Source organism: Stenotrophomonas sp. Steno-C17, from assembly GCF_056393165.1.
Genome location: NZ_JBWJPD010000001.1, coordinates 255,483 through 274,694, shown reverse-complemented (window position 1 = coordinate 274,694; position 19,212 = coordinate 255,483). Strand labels below are relative to the sequence as shown.

The following is a 19,212-nucleotide window of genomic DNA, read 5'->3' as shown; positions in this document are numbered from 1 at the left end:
CCCCCTTTCCCTCCCCTGCGCGACTCCCCCATGAAAATGAACGCCATCCACTGGCCCGACGGCTACCTGCCGGGCCTGACCGACAATTTCGTCTCCAATGAAGTCATCGTCGCCGGCCTGACCGCGGCCGACGTCTGGCCGCTGCTGGCCACCCCGGCGCACTGGCCGACCTACTACGCCAATTCGGCCAACGTCCGCTTCGACGATGGCCGCGGCCCGGTGCTGGCAGCAGGCGACCGCTTCTACTTTGAAACCTTCGGCTTCCCGGTCGAAGCCCGCTGCACCGAATACGTTGCGCCGACCGCCGCTATGCCGGGCCGGGTGGCCTGGCACGGTTGGGCCGGCGAGGAAGGCGCCGCCGATCGGCTGGATGTCCACCATGCCTGGCTGGTGGAAGACCTGGACGGTGGCCGCGTGCGCATCCTCACCCAGGAAACCCAGAACGGCGCACCGGCCAAGGCGCTGCAGGCGGCCAAGCCGAACCCGATGATCAACGGCCACCAGGACTGGCTGGACGGCCTGGTCGGCGCCGCCCGCGCCCTGCCGCCGCGCTGAGCCGGTCCCTGCCCGCCCGTTCGCAGCCCCACTACCGAGATCTTCATGACCGCTCTGTTCAGTCCCTTCACCCTGAAGGGCATCACGCTCCGCAACCGCATCGCCATTCCGCCCATGTGCCAGTACTCGGCGCACGACGGCTATCTCAGCCACTGGCACGCCACCCATTACGCCGGCATGGCGCGAGGTGGCGCCGGTCTGGTCATCGTTGAAGCCACCGCCGTTTCCCCTGAAGGCCGCATCACGCCCGGCTGTGCCGGGCTGTGGGAAGACGGCCAGATCGAAGGCATGGCGCAGGTCGCCGCGGCGATCAAGGCGGCGGGTGCCGTGCCGGGCATCCAGATCGGCCACGCCGGGCGCAAGGCCAGCGCCAACCTGCCGTGGGAAGGCGACGACCATATCGCCGAGGGCGACCGCCGCGGCTGGCCCACGCTGGCGCCGTCGGCGCTGGCCTTCGGCGGCGGGCTGGGCAAGGTGCCGAAGGCAATGACGCTGAACGACATCGCGCGCGTGCAGGCCGATTTCGTGGCCGCCGCCCAGCGCGCGCTTGCCGCCGGCTTCCAGTGGCTGGAACTGCACTTCGCCCATGGCTACCTGGCGCAGAGCTTCTTCTCGCCGGTGGCCAACCAGCGCACCGATGCCTACGGCGGCAGCGCTGAAAACCGCGGCCGCTTCCTGCGCGAAACCCTGGCCGCCGTGCGCCGCGTGTGGCCCGAACACCTGCCGCTGACCGCACGCTTCGGCGTTGTGGAATACGACGGCCACGATGACACCTTCTACGACGAGGCCATGCAGCTGGTGCGTGACCTGCGCGATGGCGGGCTGGACCTGATCGATGCCAGCATCGGCTTCTCCACCGCCGTCAGCCGTGCGCCGTGGGGCCCGGGCTTCTTCGTTCCGGTGGCCGCACGCCTGAAGCGCGACGTGCAGATGCCGGTGGCGGCAAGCTGGTGCATCGACGACCCGCACATGGCCGAAAAAGCGGTGGCCGAGGGCAGCATGGACCTGGTGTTGATCGCCCGTGCGCACCTGGCCAACCCGCACTACCCCTACCAACTGGCGCTGGCACTGGGCGAACAGAACCCGGCCGGCGTGCTGCCGCCGCCCTATGCGTACTGGCTGTCGCGCTACCGTGGCCCGGGCAAGGGCGCGGCGCAGTAACGCGGCAGGCGCAGCGCCGCCCTCACCCGCTTGCGGTGAACTGCAACCCCACCCCGGGCAGCGTCTGGATGTACCGGGGTGCGGCGGCGCTGTCGCCGATCTTGGGCCGAAGGCGCGCCAGCAGGATGCGGATGTAGTGCGCATCGCGGTTGTGGGTGGGCCCCCAGATTTCGGTCAGGATGACCGGCTGGGTCACCAGTCGCCCCGCGTTGCGCGCCAGCAGCAGAAGCAGGGCGTACTCCTTGCGCGACAGCGCCAGGGGGGCGCCTTCGTAGGTCACGGCATGGGTCTGGTCGTCGATGCACAGGCAGCCGTCATCGAAGCGGAACGGCGCATCGCTGCTTCGGCTGGCCGAGCGCAGCAGAACACGGATGCGCGCCATCAGCTCATCAATGCCGAACGGCTTGGTGACGTAGTCGTGGGCGCCGGCATCGAGCGCGGCGACCTTGTCCCGCTCACCCGCGCGGGCGGTCAGCATGATCACCGGCACCGGTGAAAACGTCCGCAGCTGGGCCAGTACCGTATGCCCGTCCATGTCCGGCAGGCCGACATCCAGCACGATGATGTCCACCCGGCAGCTGCGCGCCACGTCCAGCCCGCCCTGCCCATCGTCGGCCATCAGCACCGTGTACCCCTGGGCACGCAGGCTGATCTGCAGGAACCGGCGGATGTGCGGCTCATCATCGATCACCAGCACGCTGACACCGGATTCGGCGGTTGCAGGTTGCATCATCTCAGGCCCCTCCTGCCGCCGTCGGCCGCAGCATCGGCAGGGTGATGCGGATGACGGTGCCCACCCCATCCGGCCCGGAAAACGCCTCCACTGATCCACCATGCGCACCGATCATGCCCTGCGCGATGGTCAGGCCCAGCCCGGTGCCCTTGCGGTTCCGGTCGCCGCGCTCGACGCTGTAGAACATGTCGAAGATGCGCTTGCGTTCGTCCTCGGGAATGCCAGGGCCACGATCGCGCACATCGATCTGCAGGTTGCCGCCCAGCAGGCGTGCCGACACATCCACCGCCGCCCCCGGTGGTGAGAACTTCGCAGCGTTCTCCAGCACATTGAACAGGCCCTGTTCGACCAGGGCCGGATGCACCCAGATCGGCGGCACGTCGGCGGCAATGGTCACATCCAGCTTGACCCCCGGCTGGTACCGGCGCAGACGCCCCGATGCCGACCCGATCAATTCATCCACGCCCACCCAGTCGCGATTCAGGGTCAGCCCGTCGTGGCCCAGCCGGGTCATGTCCAGCAGATTCTGGATGTAGCGGTCCAGGCGGTCGCCTTCCTCCAGGATGGTGTCGAGCAGGTTGGCCTTGTCCTCGGCCGACAACGCATCGGGATAGCTGACCAGGCTGCTGGCCGAACCGATCATGGAGGCCAGCGGCGAGCGCAGGTCGTGCGACACCGAGGACAGCAGTGCCGAGCGCAGGCGCTCGGTCTCGTTGCTGACCCGCGCGCCTTCCAGATCGGCCACCAGCCGGGTGCGCATGATGGCCTGGGTCACATCGTCGATCATCGCTTCGGCCAGGCGGCGCTGCTCGGGCGCCAGGCGCCCCGCGTCCTCGCCCCAGCGCAGCCCCATCACGCCCACCACGGTGCGGTTGGCCAGCAGCGGAACAAACCACCACGGCGAGGCGGCCAGCGTATCGGTGAAGCGCCCGGCCTGCTGGCGGTGGGCCAATGACCAGTCCGCCGCCGCCCGATCGGTGGCCTGCAGCATCGTGCCAGGCGACTGCTCGGTGCGGTCGGCGGACTGGATCCAGACCGATACCCCCAGGCTGCGCTCCATCGCAATGCGCCCCACATGCAGCACCTGGCCCAGATCGGCGGCACTGCTCAGGCCGCGTCCCAGCCGTTCCATCATCGTGGCCTGCGCATTGACCGCGCGCAGCGCCAGGATCTGCGCGCGCAGGCGCGTGGCCAGGCTGCCACACACCAGTGCCGCCACCAGGAAGATGACCACCGTGGCCACGCCGCGGTTGGCGCTGATACTGAAGGTGAAGGTCGGTTCGATGAAGAAGAAGTTGTAGCTGAAGAAGCACAGCGCCGCGGTGCCGACCACGCCCAGCATGCTGGTGCGGGTGGCCACCAGGATCACCGCCACGATGAACACCATCGACATATCGTCGATTCCGAGCCAGCGTTGCGCCATCCACGAGGCGACGATGGCGCCCACCGTCGCCAGCACCGCAGCACTCAGGTCGTGCCGCAGCAGCGAGCGGTCCGGAATGCGCAGGCGGCGGCGCGCACGCGCACGCGCTTCGGGCGAGCTGATGATGACCAGTTCGTAATGTGCACCGCGCTGCAGCAGCTGCTGGGTCAGCGTGCGATTGACCATGCGCGCCAGCGGCCGCTCGCGGGTGCGGCCCACGATCAGGGTGGACGCACCACAGCGTTCGGCATGGTCCAGCAGTGCATCGGCCACGTGGGTGCCATGCACCACCTCCGCCTCCGCCCCCAGGCTGCGGGCCAGCGCGAATGCACGGTCAAGCTCGGCCTGGCGTGCAGCCTCCACCGGCTTGCCGGACTGCACGGTCACCACGGTCCAGGGCGCATCACGGCGCTGGGCGATCCTGCGCCCCGCGCGCACCATGTATTCCGATGCGCCCATGCCATCGATGGCGATCAACACGCGGTTGCGCAAGGCGATGCCGGGCAGGCCACGCGCGATCTGCGATTCGCGCAGGTCTTCTTCCACATGGTCGGCGGCGGTCTGCATGGCCAGTTCGCGCAGCGCGGCCAGGTTGGACGGCGAGAAGAACGCCTGCAGCGCATGGGTTGCCTGTTCGGGCAGGTAGACCTTGCCCTGGTTAAGCCGTTCGATCAGTTCGCGCGCAGGAAGATCCACCAGGCGGACGTCGCGCAGGCGGTCAAACACCGCATCGGGCACGGTCTCGCTGACACGGATGCCGGTGATGCGATGGACCACGTCGTTCAGGCTTTCCAGGTGCTGGATGTTGATCGTGGTGTAGACATCGATACCCGCATCCAGCAGATCGATCACATCCTGCCAGCGGCGCTCATGGCGGCTGCCGGGTACGTTGCGACGGGCCAGTTCATCGATCAACGCCACCTGCGGGCGACGCGCCAGGATCGCATCGACATCCAGTTCCTGCAGCTTGCGCCCCTGGTATTCAATCCGCCTGCGTGGAATCAGTTCCAGCCCGTCCACCAGCGCGGCGGTTTCGGAGCGGCCGTGGGTTTCGACGATCCCCACCACCAGGTCGATGCCCTGCCGGCGCAGTTCGCGTGCACGCGACAGCATGGCGTAGGTCTTGCCCACGCCCGGTGCGGCGCCCAGGAATACGGTGAGGTGGCCGCTGTTCTGGCGGCGGAGTTCTCCGGCCAGGGCATCGGCCTTGGCGCTGCGGTCTTCGTTCATGGCCCGCTTCCATCAAGGTGGCGCACGCCCCTGTGCGTGCACAGGGGCGGCTCGATTCGCGCGTGTCGCGCTCAGTGCCTGGACGGTGCCGTTGCCACCTGGTCCAACGCCAGGTTCAGCTCCAGCACGTTCACGTGCGGCGCGCCGTAGAGGCCGAAGCGCATGCCCTCGGTGTGTTTGGCCAGCAGCGCCTGCACATCGGCGACCTGCATGCCACGCGCTGTGGCCACGCGCTGCACCTGGATCTGCGCGGCCTGCGGCGAGATATGCGGATCGATACCGCCACCGGACTGGGTGACCAGATCGCTGGGCACGGCCTCCGGCGCCACGCCGTCGCGTGCAACGACCGCCGCGCGGGCCTCGTCCACCCGTTTGCGCAGGTCTGGATTGGTGCGGGCCTGGTTGCTGCCGGCCAGCGCCATCACGTCGTACGACGCCGCCGACGGGCGCGACTGGAAGTAGCGGTCATCGGCAAACGGCTGCGCCACCAGCGACGAGCCGACCACCTTGCCGTCGCGCTCGATCAGGCTGCCGCTGGCGGCGGCGGGGAACATCAGTTTTCCCAGGTGGGTGGCCGCCAGCGAGTAGACGAAACCGAAGCCCAGCAGCGAAACGATCGCCAGGCCGATGGAAGCGCGCCAGACGCCGCTGCGGGCAGCGGTGGATCGGGACGGAGCGTGTTCAATGATGTTGTTCATGACAGGTCCTCAGGCACCGAACACGGCGGCCAGCGCCATGTCGATCAGTTTGATGGCCGGGAACGGCAGCAACACGCCGCCCAGGCCGTACACCAGCACATTGCGGCGCAGCAGCGCGGTGGCACTGGCAGCACGGAAGCGCACACCGCGCAGGGCCAGCGGAATCAGGATCGGAATGATGATCGCGTTGAAGATCAGCGCGGCCACCACGGCGTTGGTCGGGCTGGACAGGTGCATCACGTTCAGCGCGGCCATCGACGGCACGGCGGCGAACATCGCCGGCAGGATGGCGAAGTACTTGGACACGTCGTTGGCCAGCGAGAACGTGGTCAGCGCGCCGCGGGTGATCAACTGCTGCTTGCCTACTTCCACCACCTGCAGCAGCTTGGCCGGATCCGAATCCAGGTCGACCATGTTGCCGGCTTCCTTGGCGGCCTGCGTACCCGAATTCATCGCCAGGCCGACGTCGGCCTGCGCCAGCGCCGGTGCGTCGTTGGTACCGTCGCCCACCATCGCCACCAGTCGCCCCGAGGCCTGTTCCTGGCGGATGCGGGCCAGCTTGTCTTCCGGGCGTGCCTCGGCGATGTAGTCGTCCACGCCGGCTTCGGCGGCGATGGCCGCGGCGGTCAGCGGGTTGTCGCCGGTGATCATCACCGTCTTGATGCCCATAGCACGCAGCTGCGCGAACTTTTCCTTGATGCCGTGCTTGACCACGTCGGACAGTTCGATCACCCCCAGCAGGTGGCGACCATCGGCCACCACCAGCGGCGTCGCGCCATTGCGGGCCACCTGCTCCACGCGCGCCGACAGTTCCGGCGACGGTTCCGAGCCCAGCGACTGCGCGTACTTCACCATGGCGTCGATGGCGCCCTTGCGGATCGCACGCACCTGCCCATCGGCCAGGCTCAGGTCCACACCGGACATGCGGGTGTGTGCGCTGAACGGCACGAAGTGCGCGTTGGCCGGTTCCTCGATCGGCGTGTTCGGCTGGCGGGCCAGCTTCACGATCGACTTGCCTTCCGGGGTCGGGTCGGCCAGCGAGGACAGCAGCGCTGCTTCGCGCAGGCGCTGCATGTCCACGCCCGCCAGCGGATGGAACGCCGTGGCCTGGCGATCGCCGTGGGTGATGGTGCCGGTCTTGTCCAGCAGCAGCACGTCCACGTCACCGGCCACTTCCACCGCCTTGCCCGATTTGGCCAGCACGTTGGACGACAGCGCGCGGTTCATGCCGGCGATGCCGATGGCCGGCAGCAGGCCACCGATGGTGGTCGGGATCAGGCAGACCAGCAACGCGACCAGCAGCAGCGGGTCCAGCGAAATGCCGACGAAACCTGCGATGGACGGCAGGGTCAGCACCACGATCAGGAAGGTGAGCGTCATGGTGATCAGCAGCAGGCCCAGCGCGATCTCGTTGGGGGTCTTCTGCCGATTGGCACCCTCCACCAGCGAGATCATGCGGTCCAGGAAACTGTTGCCCGGCTCGGCGGTCACCCGCACCACGATCTCGTCGGACAGCACCTTGGTGCCACCGATCACGCCGGAGCGGTCGGTACCGGCCTCACGCAGCACCGGTGCCGATTCGCCGGTCACCGCCGATTCGTTGATGGTGGCCAGGCCACGGATGATTTCGCCGTCGGCGGGCACGATCTCGCCTGCCGACACCACCACCAGATCGTCCGGGCGCAGTTCGGCGGCCGGCACCGAGACCGCGCTGGCCGGCATGGCCGCGTCGCTGATTTTGCGTGCCACCAGATCCTTGCGTGCACGGCGCAGCGAGGCGGCCTGGCCGCGACCGCGCGCTTCGGCCACGGCCTCGGCGAAGTTGGCGAACAGCACCGTGACCAGCAGCAGTGCGGTGACCGCCCAGCCGGTGCCGGTGGTGGCCTTGCCGGCGATGGTCAGGCCCGCGGTGAGCAGGGTACCCAGCCACACCACGGCCATCACCGGGTTGCGGAAGGCATGGCCAGGCGACAGCTTGGCGAAGGACGCAATGACGGCGGCCTTGAACCCGGCGGCATCAAGCAGCGCCGGGCGACCGGGGCGTTGCCCCGCATGCATGGAAGTGTCAGTCATTGGGAAATCCTCAGAAGGCCTTGAGCGCCAGGTGATCGGCGATGGGGCCCAGCACCAGAACCGGCATGAACTGAAGCAGGGTCAGGATGACGACCACCGCGATCAGGGTGAGTGCGAACGTCGGCGTTTCCACATGCAGCGTGCCCGGGCTTTCCGGAACGGCACGTTTGCGCGCCAACATCGCCGAGATGACCAGCGGGATGATCAGAGCCGGGTAGCGGCCCAGCGCCAGCACCACGGCACAGGTCAGGTTCCACCAGTAGGTGGCATCGCCCAGTCCTTCGAAACCGGAACCGTTGTTGGCAAAGGCCGAGGTGAATTCATAGAACACCTGGCTGATGCCGTGGAAGGACGGGTTGGAGTTGCCGGTCAGGCTGGGCACGGCCAGGGTGATGGCAGTAAGGGTCAGCAGCACCAGCGGCTGCAGCAGCACCAGCACGGCCAGCAGCTTCACCTCGGGCGCCTCGATCTTGCGGCCGAACAGTTCCGGGGTGCGACCGGTCATCAGGCCCGCCAGGAACACGCTCAGCAACAGGTAGACGATGAACTGCTGCAGGCCACAGCCGATGCCACCCCAGATGGAATTGACCAGCATGTTGCTGATCGTGACCATGCCGGTAAGCGGCGCCAGCGAATCGTGCATCGCGTTCACCGAACCGTTGGAGGTCTGCGTGGTCAGCGCCGCCCACAGCGCGGATGCGTCGGCGCCGAAGCGCACTTCCTTGCCCTCCATCAGCGCACTGTTCGTGCTCGTGGACGACAGCGATTCAGACCACAGGGCCACACCGGTGGAGACCAGCGACATCGCCAGCATGGTGCCCACCACCAGGGCGGTGAAGCGGCGGCGGCCGGTGAAGGCGCTGACCATGAAGGCGACGCTGACCGGAATCAGGATCAGGGCCAGGGTTTCCAGCAGGTTGGAAAGCGCGGTCGGGTTTTCCAGCGGCACGGCACTGTTGGGGCCATACCAGCCACCGCCATTGGTCCCCAGCTGCTTGGCCGCCACCATCGAGGCCACCGGGCCCAACGGAATCTTCTGCTCGGCCATGCCGGCCGAAGCGTCGATGGGCGTTGCCACCGGGCCACCATTGAGAGTGGACGGCACGCCCTGCCAGGTCAGCAGCATCGACCACAGCAGGCACAGCGGCAGCATCAGGCGCACCGCCGGGCGGATGATATCGGCCCAGTAGTTGCCCAGGTCGGGTTCGCCATCGTTGGCAGCGACCGGCGTTGCGCGATCCTTGCCCGCATCGGCCAGCAGATCGCGCTTGCGCCCGCCAAACAGGCCGCGCAGGGTCGCCACCACCAGGGCCAGGCCCATCATCGGGGTAATCACCTGCAGGCCGACGATGCCGGTCATCTGCGCGAAGTAGGACAACTGCGCCTGGCCGGAATAGTGCTGCTGGTTGGTGTTGGTCAGGAACGAGACCATGGTGTGCAGCGCCAGGTCCCAGCGCATGTTGGGCGCGTTGTTGGGGTTCAGCGGCAGCCAGGCCTGGGTCATGAAGATGGCCAGGGTCAGCACGGCCAGCACCAGGTTGCTGACCAGGAAGGCCTTGACGTACGACTTCCAGCCCATGCCCTGGCCGGGTACAACGCCCAGGATGCGATACAGCGGCCGTTCGATCAGGCCAAACACGCGGTCACCCCACATGGGTTGGCCGCGCATCACCGCCGCCAGATAGCGGCCGATGGGCCAGCCCAGCAGCAGGGCCAGCGCAATTACGGAAAGGAACTCGAACATGGGATGTCCCACCTTGTTGTGGTTGGATCGCTGTGTGCGCAAAGGCGCACGCCGGCGATGCCGGACTCAGTTCAGAACGACGCCTGCAGCGCGGCTTCGACGCGCGAACCTGCCAGATCGGGAAAGATGCGCTTGGCCGCCGAATCGGTGGCATGCGCGGTCACGCGCAGTTCGAACGGCGCCTTGAAGGCCCAGATGCCGCTCAGTTGGCCGTGCGTGTAGCTGTCGTTGTAGGCGTCTTCCAGCCAGTAGTGGCCCACGGCGGCCTCGAAGCGCACGCTGTCGCTGACCGGCAGTCGTGCGCCCAGCTGCGCGTACACGCCGCGCTCATCGGTGGCCAGTGCATCCGGCGAGTACGCCACCTGCAGCCAGTAGTTCTGCTTCCAGGTCACGGTGCTGTTCAACTCGGTCCAATTCAGATCCACCGTGGTGGACGGGTACCGGTAGTGGGTCAGGTTGACGTCCAGCGCCCAGTCGTCGGACAGGCCGCCGGACCAGCCGGCAATGAAATCCAGCTCGCTGCTGGCATGGGTGTCCGGCGCGAATTCGACATTGGAACCCCACACCGACGCATACCAGCCCGATTCGGCGCTGGCCTTGAAGCCGGCCTGCACGGCCGCGTCGCCCTGGGTCTGGCTGGAACCGCGCCACACATAATCATTGGCAATGGCGGCCGAGCCGGACACGGTGGCCGCGTGGCTGCTGAAGGCCGCGCCGGCGAACAGAACCAGACCGGCCAGGGTACGGGTGGCAATGACCTGGGCACTGATGGGCTGGCCCGGAAAGAGGTGCAGAGACATGGAATGACAACTCACAGGATGGCTGTTCAGCCGATGCGAAATTGTCGAATCGATGCCTGTAAAAAGCCCATTCCCGCGCTGATACGCCGCGTAAAATCCGCATAAATTTTTCACGCCGGGCAGGCGGCGCTGCGGCGCGCAGCAGCGCATTACGCTGATTTTATGCCCGGCACGGGAAAGGCGGCTGGCGATTTTACGCAGCCCACCGCGACCATGGCATCACCGCACCGCAGGGTGTGAAACCAGAACTGCCATGACCGTGATTGTGATTCGCCACGCAACCCCCGCCAGTGTGCCGCCGAGCCTGCCCACGCAGTTGGGCAACCACCCCATGGTGTGCAGGGACTGCAGTGGCGTGGAAGAGATTCGCCAGTGTCTGTGCCAGATCGACGCCCAGCCCCGCGACTGGGTGGTGCTGGAACTGGGCACCGTGGACGAGCAGCAGTGGTGCGAACAGGCCGCCGCGCTGGGCCACGCGCTGGACCAGTTGCCGGCGCAGTACATCGAAGTGCAGGCCACCTGCGAACTGGACCTGCAATCGCGGCTGCGCCTGCAGCACGCGCCGGCAGCCGTGGTGGTCGACCATCGCAACGCGCAGGGCGGCTACCCGCTCTCGCTGGGCATCATCCGCCACCGTCTGGCCATGGAGGCCTGAGCCATGTCGATCTTCATCATTCGCGGCCCGGAAGCCAGCGGTCGCCTGATCCGCACCGCTGCACCGCTGCCCAGCCCAGTATTGAAGGCCCTGGTGGAGCGCGCCATCGACGCCGGCACCACCATCGCCATCCGCGCGTGCGGTTCCGAACAGGAACTGCTGGACGCACTGCGCGTGGCCGACCACAGCCGCGGCGAGATCACCCTGCTCGACCCCGGTGCGTGCGCCGACAGCGCCCGCCTGCAGCGCCTGCTGCCGCACCTGCATAACGCCTACGTGGAAGTGCACGACGATGGCGCACAGCGCGAGACCTGCATTCCCGCCGGCGCGGGGCGCAGGCTGGCGGTGGCCAGTGGCTACGGTGCGCAGAGTTATGCGCTGGGGCTGGAGATCGCGCTGGAGCACCTGGGGCTGGCCGAAGACAGCAATCGCTTCCACGTGGGCACCTGAGCCGCGCCCGGCAGGTTGACAGCCGTGAGGGTCGATCTGATCATCGCGGCCATGAAGATTCCCATGTTCAAGGCAGGCGTTGCGTTGGCCAGTCTGGCCCTGGTGGCCTTGGCATGGGCCGGGTACCGGGAACATGCCGCCCAGAAGGCGGCCATGCAGCGCTACCTCCCCGAACAGAGCCTGGCGTCGCTGCTCACCGTCCCCGAAGATGACAACGGCGAGCTGCGCCAGGGAGTGCTGGCGTACTGTGGCCAGCACATCCGCGTGGACTGGGCCGAGCCGCGCCCAGTGGGCACCCCCGCATTTCCGGCCAATGGCGTGAAGCTCCGGCTGAAGAACGTGCCGTCCACCGATAAATCGGCGGTCGTCATGATCCTCGACAGCGTGGATCGCGTGCAGCACCGCTGCCTGGATGACGCAGTGGCATCATCCATCGACGTGACGCTTGAATGCGACCCCGCTGATGCGCCGATCTGGTCAGACTTTTCCACGCAGGCATGGCGTGAACGGACCCCACACCCGGAGTACGGGCTCATCATGTTGCAGGGTGAGCCGGATTACTTTTCCCGGAACTTCAACTACATCGCCGCCGACGAAGCCCACTATCGGCCCGAGGGATTCCCGTTCCAGGGCCGCTGCACGGCCGAACCGGGCACCCGCCCTGACAGCGAACGCTGCGAAGTCAGCTTCAAACGCGGTCGCATGGCAGTCAGCTACGGTTACGACGCCACGTCGCTGCGCAGCTGGCGCGAGGTGGACATGCTGGTGCGCAGTACGCTGGATGGCCAACCGGCCACCGAGCGCTGTGGGCCTGCCCCGGCTGCCTCATCCTGATGCGACAGGGCTACCTGCGGTTCATTGACCGAGCGCAGGTAGCGTCGAGCCATGCTCGACGAACCGTCGGCAAGCGATGTCGCAATCGGCGCTCCGCGTCGTGCACCTGCAGCGCATCCGCGTATTGCAACGTTTTCGATCTTTCCAACTTTCCTCATTGGCGGCCAAGGCCAGCCGTGCGAAACATGTGGGGCCACCGAAAACGGGTGGCACGGGCTTGCAATCCCGTTTGATAAACGTAGTAAAGCTGGTCTGCCGGCGTCGCCCATTCCCTGTGGGTGGCGCCGGCAGACAATCTGCTCGCCTATCTATGGCGGGCGGGGCGTGGGGGCTTCGGCCCACCGGCGTTTCACTACGTTTCCACCGGTATTGCAACCACGCACCGTCCGCCACCCTCGCTGTTAAGCGGGGTGGCTTCTTCGCCGCATGCAGAAGGAAGCCGCCATGAGCACAACGCGATACCCGTACCTGTTCGCCACACTGGGCGAAGCCGCCAACACGCTGCCCGATGAACTTGCCCAGCCGCTGGAAACCACGCTTGCCGCCCAGCAGACCGATGTTGGCATCACCCTGCTGGGCAGCCTGCAGCGCATCCGCCAGGTAGACGCTGCCGATGGCCAGCCGCTGCAGCGCAAGGGACGAAGCAGCGGCCAGTGCATGGCGCTGGCGCGCATCAATCGCGCCAACGCCGGGCTGACGTTGCTGCTGGAATTGCTGCACGCCAGCGAGCGCGTCCGCGTGGATGGTGACGAAGCGCAGCAGGTCGGCAACGATGTGCGCGAAGGCCTGCTGCTGGCTTGTCGTGGCCTGGCCGAATATGTGGATGTGCAGGTGCACGCGGCCTGAGGCAGTCCGCCGGGCATGGCCCGGCGCTACCGATGGTGGCCGTGTAGTGCTGCTTTTCTGCCCGCGCAGTTATGGCGGGCGGTGCGTGGGGGCCACGTGCCCGCCGGCGTTTTCACTAGAGCTACCACCGGCATTGCAACCACGCACTGTCCGCCGCCCTCGCTGTCAGGCGAGGTGGTTTGCTCGCCGCGCTCCGTGGAATCACGACAGCAAGCCCAAGAGCATAAAAAAAAACCCGCCAATTTGAGCGTGTCGCGACGGTGCGCGGCAGAGGCGTGGCGGGTGTATTGGGACCAACCTAATGCTTGGGTTTGGGGCGATCAAGTACCGCCCTCTGTCGAACCCGGCGTGCGCGAGGATGTGGGCAGGCGAAGGAACGCAGCCCTACCGGGCCTCAAGGGTTTCCAGCGCTGAGGTCCACTTCTGTTCACTCATGAATCAGCCACACCACACGGCGGGAACGGCCCACGTAGACGCTGGCGTTCAGGCCGAAACCGTCGCGCCGGAATATCGCTCACCGCCGGGCATGGCCCGGCGCTACCCATGCCTGCCACGCATGGCCCGATGCGGGCCGGGCCGCCGTGCGCGGCGACCACAGGCCCTTCCGGCTTATTCCACCGTAACGCTCTTGGCCAGGTTGCGCGGCTTGTCCACGTCGGTGCCGCGTGCCAGCGCGGTGTGGTAGGCCAGCAGCTGCACCGGAATGGTGTGCACCACCGGGCTGAGCACGCCGGCATGGCGCGGGGTGCGGATCACGTGCACGCCTTCGGACTCGTTGAAGTTGCTGTCCTGGTCGGCGAACACGAACAGCTCGCCGCCACGCGCGCGCACTTCCTGCATGTTCGACTTCACCTTTTCCAGCAGGCTGTCGTTGGGCGCGATCACCACCACCGGCATGTCTTCGTCCACCAGCGCCAGAGGGCCGTGCTTCAACTCACCGGCCGGGTAGGCCTCGGCATGGATATAGGTGATTTCCTTCAGCTTGAGCGCACCTTCCAGTGCGATCGGGTAATGCAGGCCACGGCCCAGGAACAGCGCGCTGCTCTTGCGGGCGAAACGCTCGGCCCAGGCCGCAATCTGCGGTTCCATGTTCAGGGCGTGCTGCACGCTGCCCGGCAGGAAGCGCAGCTGTTCCAGGTATTCTGCTTCCTGTGCCGCGTCCACCCGGCCATGCAGCTTGCCCAGCACCACGGTCAGCTGGAACAGCGCGGCCAGCTGGGTGGTGAACGCCTTGGTGGACGCCACGCCGATCTCGGCGCCGGCACGGGTGTAGCAGACCAGTTCGCTGGCGCGCGGAATCGCGCTTTCCGGCACGTTGCAGATCGACAGCGTGTGGGTGTGGCCCAGCGACTTGGCGTACTTCAGCGCTTCCATCGTATCCAGCGTTTCGCCGGACTGGGAAATGGTCACGATCAGGTGCTTGGGATTGGCATACGCGGCGCGGTAGCGGTACTCGCTGGCAATTTCCACGCTGCACGGCAGGCCGGCGATGGATTCGATCCAGTAACGCGCGGTCAGGCCCGAGTAGTAGCTGGTACCGCAGGCCAGGATCTGCACGCCTTCAATGCCGGCCAGCACGGTTTCGGCATTCTTGCCGAACAGCTCGGCCGGGAAACCACCGGCGTCGATCGCCGCTTCGATGGTGTCACCCAGCGCGCGCGGCTGCTCGTGGATTTCCTTCTGCATGAAGTGGCGGTACGGGCCCAGTTCCAGCGAGGCCAGCGACACGTCGGACAGGTGGGTATCGCGCTGCACCGGCTGGTCGTGTTCGTCGAACACCTGCACGCCATCACGGCGGATATCGGCGGTGTCGCCCTCTTCCAGGAAGATGACCTTGCGCGTGGCCGAGATCACGGCCGAGACATCGGACGCGACGAAGTTCTCGCCCTCGCCCAGGCCCACCAGCAGCGGGCAGCCCATGCGCGCGCAGACGAAGTGGTCCGGTTCGGCGCGGCTGACCACGGCCAGGGCGTAGGCGCCGGTCAGTTCCTTCACCGTGCGCTGCAGGGCGCCCAGCAGGCTGTCGCCGCCCTTCAGGTGGTGGTGCATCAGGTGCGCGATCACTTCGGTGTCGGTCTGCGACTCGAAGGTATAGCCCAGCGCGCGCAGCTTCTCGCGCTGCTCTTCGTGGTTCTCGATGATGCCGTTGTGCACCAGCGCCACGCCGTGGCTGATGTGCGGGTGTGCATTGGCCTCGGTCACCCCGCCATGGGTGGCCCAGCGGGTGTGGCCGATGCCCAGGCTGGCGTTGAAGCCTTCGGCCTCGGCGGCGGTGGCCATTTCCGAAACACGGCCGGTGCGGCGCACGCGGCGCACGTCCGGGCGCTCGCCCTGGTCGATCACCGCAATACCGGAAGAATCGTAGCCGCGGTATTCCAGTCGTTTCAGTCCTTCGATCAGCACCGGCACCACATCGCGATCAGCGATCGCACCTACGATTCCACACATGTCGCGTTTCCTTGAAGACGGTGTCCGCATTCTAGCGTGGGTGCCTGCCCTCCCCCGCCTGTCCGCTAAATGAAAGTGTCCGCCACAGTGTCCGCGGACACCCGGACACCGATCACGGATCGCTAAATCACTGATTCATAACACCAAAAAGTTGGCACGCCACGTGCTTGGTATGGGCTACCACCGACAGGCACGTACCCGATGATCCGCGACACCTCTGCCCAGGACCAGATCGTTTCCTCCGCCCCGGCCGGCACCTCGCGCTCGGGCGCCGCCCTGCGCCGTTACCGCTGGCCGGTGCTGGGCGGGCTTGCCCTGCTGGCCGCCATCGGCTGGGCGGTACATGCCTGGTCCAATGCCAGCCGCTCCTTCGACAGCAGCCGGGTGCGCATTGCCGAAGTGCAGCGCGGCGACCTGGTGCGCGACATCGCCGCCGACGGCCGCGTGATCGCCGCCAACAGCCCCACCCTCTACGCCATCTCGGCCGGCACCGTGGACCTGAAGGTGGTGGCCGGTGACGTGGTGAAGAAGGGCCAGGAGCTGGCGATCATCGACAGCCCGGAACTGCGCAGCAAGCTGGCCCAGGAACAGGCCACCCTGGCCGGCCTGGAAGCCGAAGCCAGCCGCGCCGCGCTGGACGCCACCCTGGCCCGCGCCAAGTCGCGCAAGGAAACCGACCAGGCCAGCATCGAACGGCAGGCTGCCGACCGCGACCTGCAGCGCTACCAGCGTGGCTACGACGGCGGCGCGGTGCCGCAGATCGACCTGGCCAAGGCCCAGGACACCCTGAAGAAGGCCGACATCACTCTGGCCAACGCCACCACCGACGCCCGCCTGCAGAGCCAGGGCGCCGACCTGGATGCGCGCAACAAGCGCCTGCTGGCCGACCGCCAGAAGGCCGTGGTGGCCGAAGTGCAGCGCCAGGTGGACGCACTGACCCTGCGCGCCCCGTTCGATGGCCAGGTGGGCCAGGTGCAGGCCACCCAGGCCACCAACCTGGCGGCCAACGCGCCGGTACTGGGCGTGGTGGACCTGTCCAAGTTCGAAGTGGAGATCAAGGTGCCGGAAAGCTTCGCCCGCGACCTGGCCATCGGCATGCCGGCGCAGCTGACCGGTGGCAACGGCAAGCCGTTCGCCGGTGAGATCAGCGCGGTGTCGCCGGAAGTGGTGAACGGTGAAGTGAACGCCCGCGTGCGCTTTGCCGCCGCACAGCCCGAAGGCCTGCGCCAGAGCCAGCGCATGTCGGTGCGCGTGCTGCTGGATACCCGCAGGAACGTAATGAAGGTCGAGCGTGGCCCGTTCGTGGAACAGGGCAACGGCATGGCCTACGTAATGGACGGCCGCACTGCGGTGCGCCGGCCGGTGGAACTGGGCGTCAGCAGCCTGGGCGAAGTGGAAATCAAGTCGGGTGTGCAGCCGGGCGACCGCATCGTGGTCTCTGGCAGCGACCTGTTCAAGGACGCCGAACGCGTCTCCGTCAACTGACACATCCTGGAGAGAGGACACCCCATGTACATGCTCGAAATGCGTTCGGTCGCCAAGGTCTTCCGCACCGAACAGGTGGAAACCCATGCACTGCGCTCGCTGGAACTGCAGGTGAAGGAAGGCGAATTCGTGGCCGTCACCGGCCCGTCCGGCTCCGGCAAGACCACCTTCCTGAACATCGCCGGCCTGCTGGAAACCTTCACCAGCGGCACCTACCTGCTGGACGGCCAGGACGTGAGCACGCTGGGCGATGATGCGCGCAGCCGCCTGCGCAACCAGAAGATCGGCTTCATCTTCCAGGGCTTCAACCTGATTCCCGACCTGAACCTGTTCGACAACGTGGACGTGCCGCTGCGCTACCGCAAAATGAGCGCCAACGAGCGCCGCGAGCGCATCGAGAAGGCGCTGACCCAGGTCGGCCTGGGCTCGCGCATGAAGCACTACCCCAACGAACTGTCCGGCGGCCAGCAGCAGCGCGCGGCGATTGCCCGTGCCCTGGCCGGCAGCCCGCGCCTGCTGCTGGCCGACGAACCGACCGGCAACCTGGACACGCAGATGGCACGCGGGGTGATGGAGCTGCTGGAAGAGATCAACGCCGCCGGCACCACCATCGTCATGGTCACCCACGACCCGGAACTGGCCGCGCGTGCACAGCGCAACGTGCACATCGTCGATGGCCAGGTGACCGACCTGGTGCGCGAGCCGGTGCTGGCCACCCCGCGCCGCATCGTTGCCGTGAACGAGTGAGGGCCTGACCATGTTCGCCTACTACGCCCGCCTGGCGGCGCGCAGCTTCCGCCGCAACAAGGTACTGACCGCACTGATGGTGGTGGCCATCGCGCTGGGCATCGGTGCATCGATGACCACCCTGACTGTCTTCCACGTGCTCTCCGGCGATCCGATTCCGGAAAAGAGCGATCGCCTGTTCTACGTGCAGGTGGACCCGGGCCAGCGCGGTGGCTACGTGCCCGGCGAAGAGCCCAACTCGCAGATGACCCGCTTCGACGGTGAGGCGCTGCTGCGCGAGGCCAAGGCCGAACGCCAGGCGTTGATGAGCGCCGGCGGCGGCACCATCGAACCGGACAACAGCACCCTGCAGCCGTTCACGATCGATACGCGCTGGACCTCGGCCGATTTCTTCCCGATGTTCAACGTGCCCATGCAGTACGGCCGCCCCTGGACCCGCCAGGACGATGACGCCCGCGCGCGCGTGGTGGTTATTTCCAAGGCGCTGAATGACAAGCTGTACCAGGGCGGCAACAGCGTGGGCAAGGACATCCGCATGGATGGCCAGAGCTTCCGCATCGTGGGCGTCATGAAGGAATGGAATCCCGAACCGCAGTTCTTCGACCTCACCACCGGCACCTACGGCAAGGATGAAGACCTGCTGCTGCCGGTCAGCACGTCCTTCGAGATGAAGCTGGGCAGCAGCGGCAACATGAACTGCTTCGGCGAGAACCCGGATGGCAACAGCTATTCGTTGAACGCACCCTGCACCTGGCTGCAGTACTGGGTCGAGGTTGACCCGGCCAAGGCCGACGACTATCGCCGCTACCTGGAAAACTACTCCAGCCAGCAGCGTGAGGCCGGCCGCTTCCAGCGCCCGCCGAACGTGCGCCTGCGCAACGTGATGGAGTGGCTGGACTTCAACGGCGCGGTGCCCAGCGATGTGCGCCTGCAGCTGTGGCTGGCACTGGGCTTCCTGGGCGTGTGCCTGGTCAACACGGTGGGCCTGCTGCTGGCCAAGTTCCTGCGCCGCAGTGGTGAAATCGGCGTGCGCCGTGCGCTGGGCGCCAGCCGCGGGCAGATCTTCCTGCAGTGCCTGGTGGAAGCCGGTGCGGTGGGCGTGGTCGGCGGCGTGCTCGGCATCGGCGTGGCCCTGCTGGGGCTGTTCGCGGTGCGCCAGCAGCCGGTGGACTACGCCAAGCTGGCCCACCTGGACGGCAGCATGCTGCTGCTGGCCATCGGCCTGACCCTGTTTGCCAGCCTTGCTGCCGGCTTCCTGCCCGCCTGGCGCGCGATGCAGGTCACCCCGGCCATCCAGCTCAAGTCGCAGTAAGCACCCGAACGAGGACTC

Annotated in this window: 16 protein-coding genes; 9 read left to right on the top strand and 7 right to left on the bottom strand. The window is 67.0% G+C overall.

Translation table 11 applies throughout. The features are described from left to right. The first annotated feature begins 30 nt into the window (after positions 1-30). Both AC06FA_RS01225 and AC06FA_RS01220 read left to right on the top strand, forming a co-directional pair. Positions 31-555 carry an SRPBCC family protein gene (locus AC06FA_RS01225; protein ID WP_478066765.1) on the top strand — a complete coding sequence of 175 codons (525 nt, stop codon included), beginning with the start codon at positions 31-33 and terminating at the stop codon, positions 553-555. A gap of 45 nt (positions 556-600) precedes the next feature. Further along, positions 601-1,716 carry an NADH:flavin oxidoreductase/NADH oxidase gene (locus AC06FA_RS01220; RefSeq protein WP_478066764.1) on the top strand — a complete coding sequence of 372 codons (1,116 nt, stop codon included), beginning with the start codon at positions 601-603 and terminating at the stop codon, positions 1,714-1,716. A 22-nt stretch (positions 1,717-1,738) separates the two neighbouring features. On the opposite strand, the gene AC06FA_RS01215 is transcribed toward AC06FA_RS01220, so the two are convergent. From AC06FA_RS01215 to AC06FA_RS01190, 6 genes are all read right to left on the bottom strand, one after another. Beyond that, positions 1,739-2,449 carry a response regulator transcription factor gene (locus AC06FA_RS01215; protein WP_478066763.1) on the bottom strand — a complete coding sequence of 237 codons (711 nt, stop codon included), beginning with the start codon at positions 2,447-2,449 and terminating at the stop codon, positions 1,739-1,741. A gap of 1 nt (position 2,450) precedes the next feature. Next, positions 2,451-5,102, bottom strand: coding sequence for an ATP-binding protein (locus AC06FA_RS01210; RefSeq protein WP_478066762.1), 2,652 nt, complete (start codon positions 5,100-5,102; stop codon positions 2,451-2,453). A gap of 71 nt (positions 5,103-5,173) precedes the next feature. Then, positions 5,174-5,800, bottom strand: a complete 627-nt coding sequence (gene kdpC / locus AC06FA_RS01205; protein ID WP_478066761.1) for a potassium-transporting ATPase subunit KdpC — start codon at positions 5,798-5,800, stop codon at positions 5,174-5,176. Positions 5,801-5,809: 9 nt separating this feature from the next. Beyond that, a complete protein-coding gene (kdpB, locus tag AC06FA_RS01200; protein ID WP_478066854.1) occupies positions 5,810-7,858 on the bottom strand; it encodes a potassium-transporting ATPase subunit KdpB in 2,049 nt (682 codons plus the stop codon). Positions 7,859-7,883: 25 nt separating this feature from the next. Then, positions 7,884-9,617, bottom strand: a complete 1,734-nt coding sequence (gene kdpA, locus AC06FA_RS01195; RefSeq protein WP_478066760.1) for a potassium-transporting ATPase subunit KdpA — start codon at positions 9,615-9,617, stop codon at positions 7,884-7,886. Between the two features lie 71 nt (positions 9,618-9,688). Continuing rightward, positions 9,689-10,417 carry a TorF family putative porin gene (locus tag AC06FA_RS01190; protein ID WP_478066758.1) on the bottom strand — a complete coding sequence of 243 codons (729 nt, stop codon included), beginning with the start codon at positions 10,415-10,417 and terminating at the stop codon, positions 9,689-9,691. Positions 10,418-10,772: 355 nt separating this feature from the next. On the opposite strand from AC06FA_RS01190, the gene AC06FA_RS01185 reads away from it, so the two are divergent. From AC06FA_RS01185 to AC06FA_RS01170, 4 genes are all read left to right on the top strand, one after another. Beyond that, the gene (locus AC06FA_RS01185) at positions 10,773-11,072 is read left to right on the top strand and encodes a hypothetical protein (RefSeq protein WP_478066757.1); all 300 of its coding nucleotides are present in this window, start codon (positions 10,773-10,775) and stop codon (positions 11,070-11,072) included. Between the two features lie 3 nt (positions 11,073-11,075). After that, positions 11,076-11,522, top strand: a complete 447-nt coding sequence (locus AC06FA_RS01180; protein WP_108750447.1) for a 3-dehydroquinate dehydratase — start codon at positions 11,076-11,078, stop codon at positions 11,520-11,522. Between the two features lie 24 nt (positions 11,523-11,546). Beyond that, the gene (locus AC06FA_RS01175; RefSeq protein WP_478066756.1) at positions 11,547-12,356 is read left to right on the top strand and encodes a hypothetical protein; all 810 of its coding nucleotides are present in this window, start codon (positions 11,547-11,549) and stop codon (positions 12,354-12,356) included. A gap of 444 nt (positions 12,357-12,800) precedes the next feature. Further along, positions 12,801-13,202 carry a hypothetical protein gene (locus tag AC06FA_RS01170; RefSeq protein WP_478066755.1) on the top strand — a complete coding sequence of 134 codons (402 nt, stop codon included), beginning with the start codon at positions 12,801-12,803 and terminating at the stop codon, positions 13,200-13,202. Positions 13,203-13,811: 609 nt separating this feature from the next. Here AC06FA_RS01170 and glmS read toward each other — a convergent pair. Further along, positions 13,812-15,650 carry a glutamine--fructose-6-phosphate transaminase (isomerizing) gene (gene glmS / locus AC06FA_RS01165; protein WP_108772280.1) on the bottom strand — a complete coding sequence of 613 codons (1,839 nt, stop codon included), beginning with the start codon at positions 15,648-15,650 and terminating at the stop codon, positions 13,812-13,814. Between the two features lie 201 nt (positions 15,651-15,851). Here glmS and AC06FA_RS01160 point away from each other — a divergent pair, with 201 nt between their 5' ends. Genes AC06FA_RS01160 through AC06FA_RS01150 form a run of 3 tightly spaced genes read left to right on the top strand, consistent with a single transcriptional unit; the run spans position 15,852 to position 19,194 of the window. Further along, a complete protein-coding gene (locus AC06FA_RS01160; RefSeq protein ID WP_478066754.1) occupies positions 15,852-17,135 on the top strand; it encodes an efflux RND transporter periplasmic adaptor subunit in 1,284 nt (427 codons plus the stop codon). 24 nt (positions 17,136-17,159) lie between these two features. Beyond that, positions 17,160-17,882, top strand: a complete 723-nt coding sequence (locus tag AC06FA_RS01155; RefSeq protein WP_108757225.1) for an ABC transporter ATP-binding protein — start codon at positions 17,160-17,162, stop codon at positions 17,880-17,882. Positions 17,883-17,892: 10 nt separating this feature from the next. Then, complete coding sequence (locus tag AC06FA_RS01150; protein ID WP_478066753.1) at positions 17,893-19,194, top strand: ABC transporter permease; 1,302 nt, start codon at positions 17,893-17,895, stop codon at positions 19,192-19,194. Positions 19,195-19,212 lie beyond the last annotated feature (18 nt).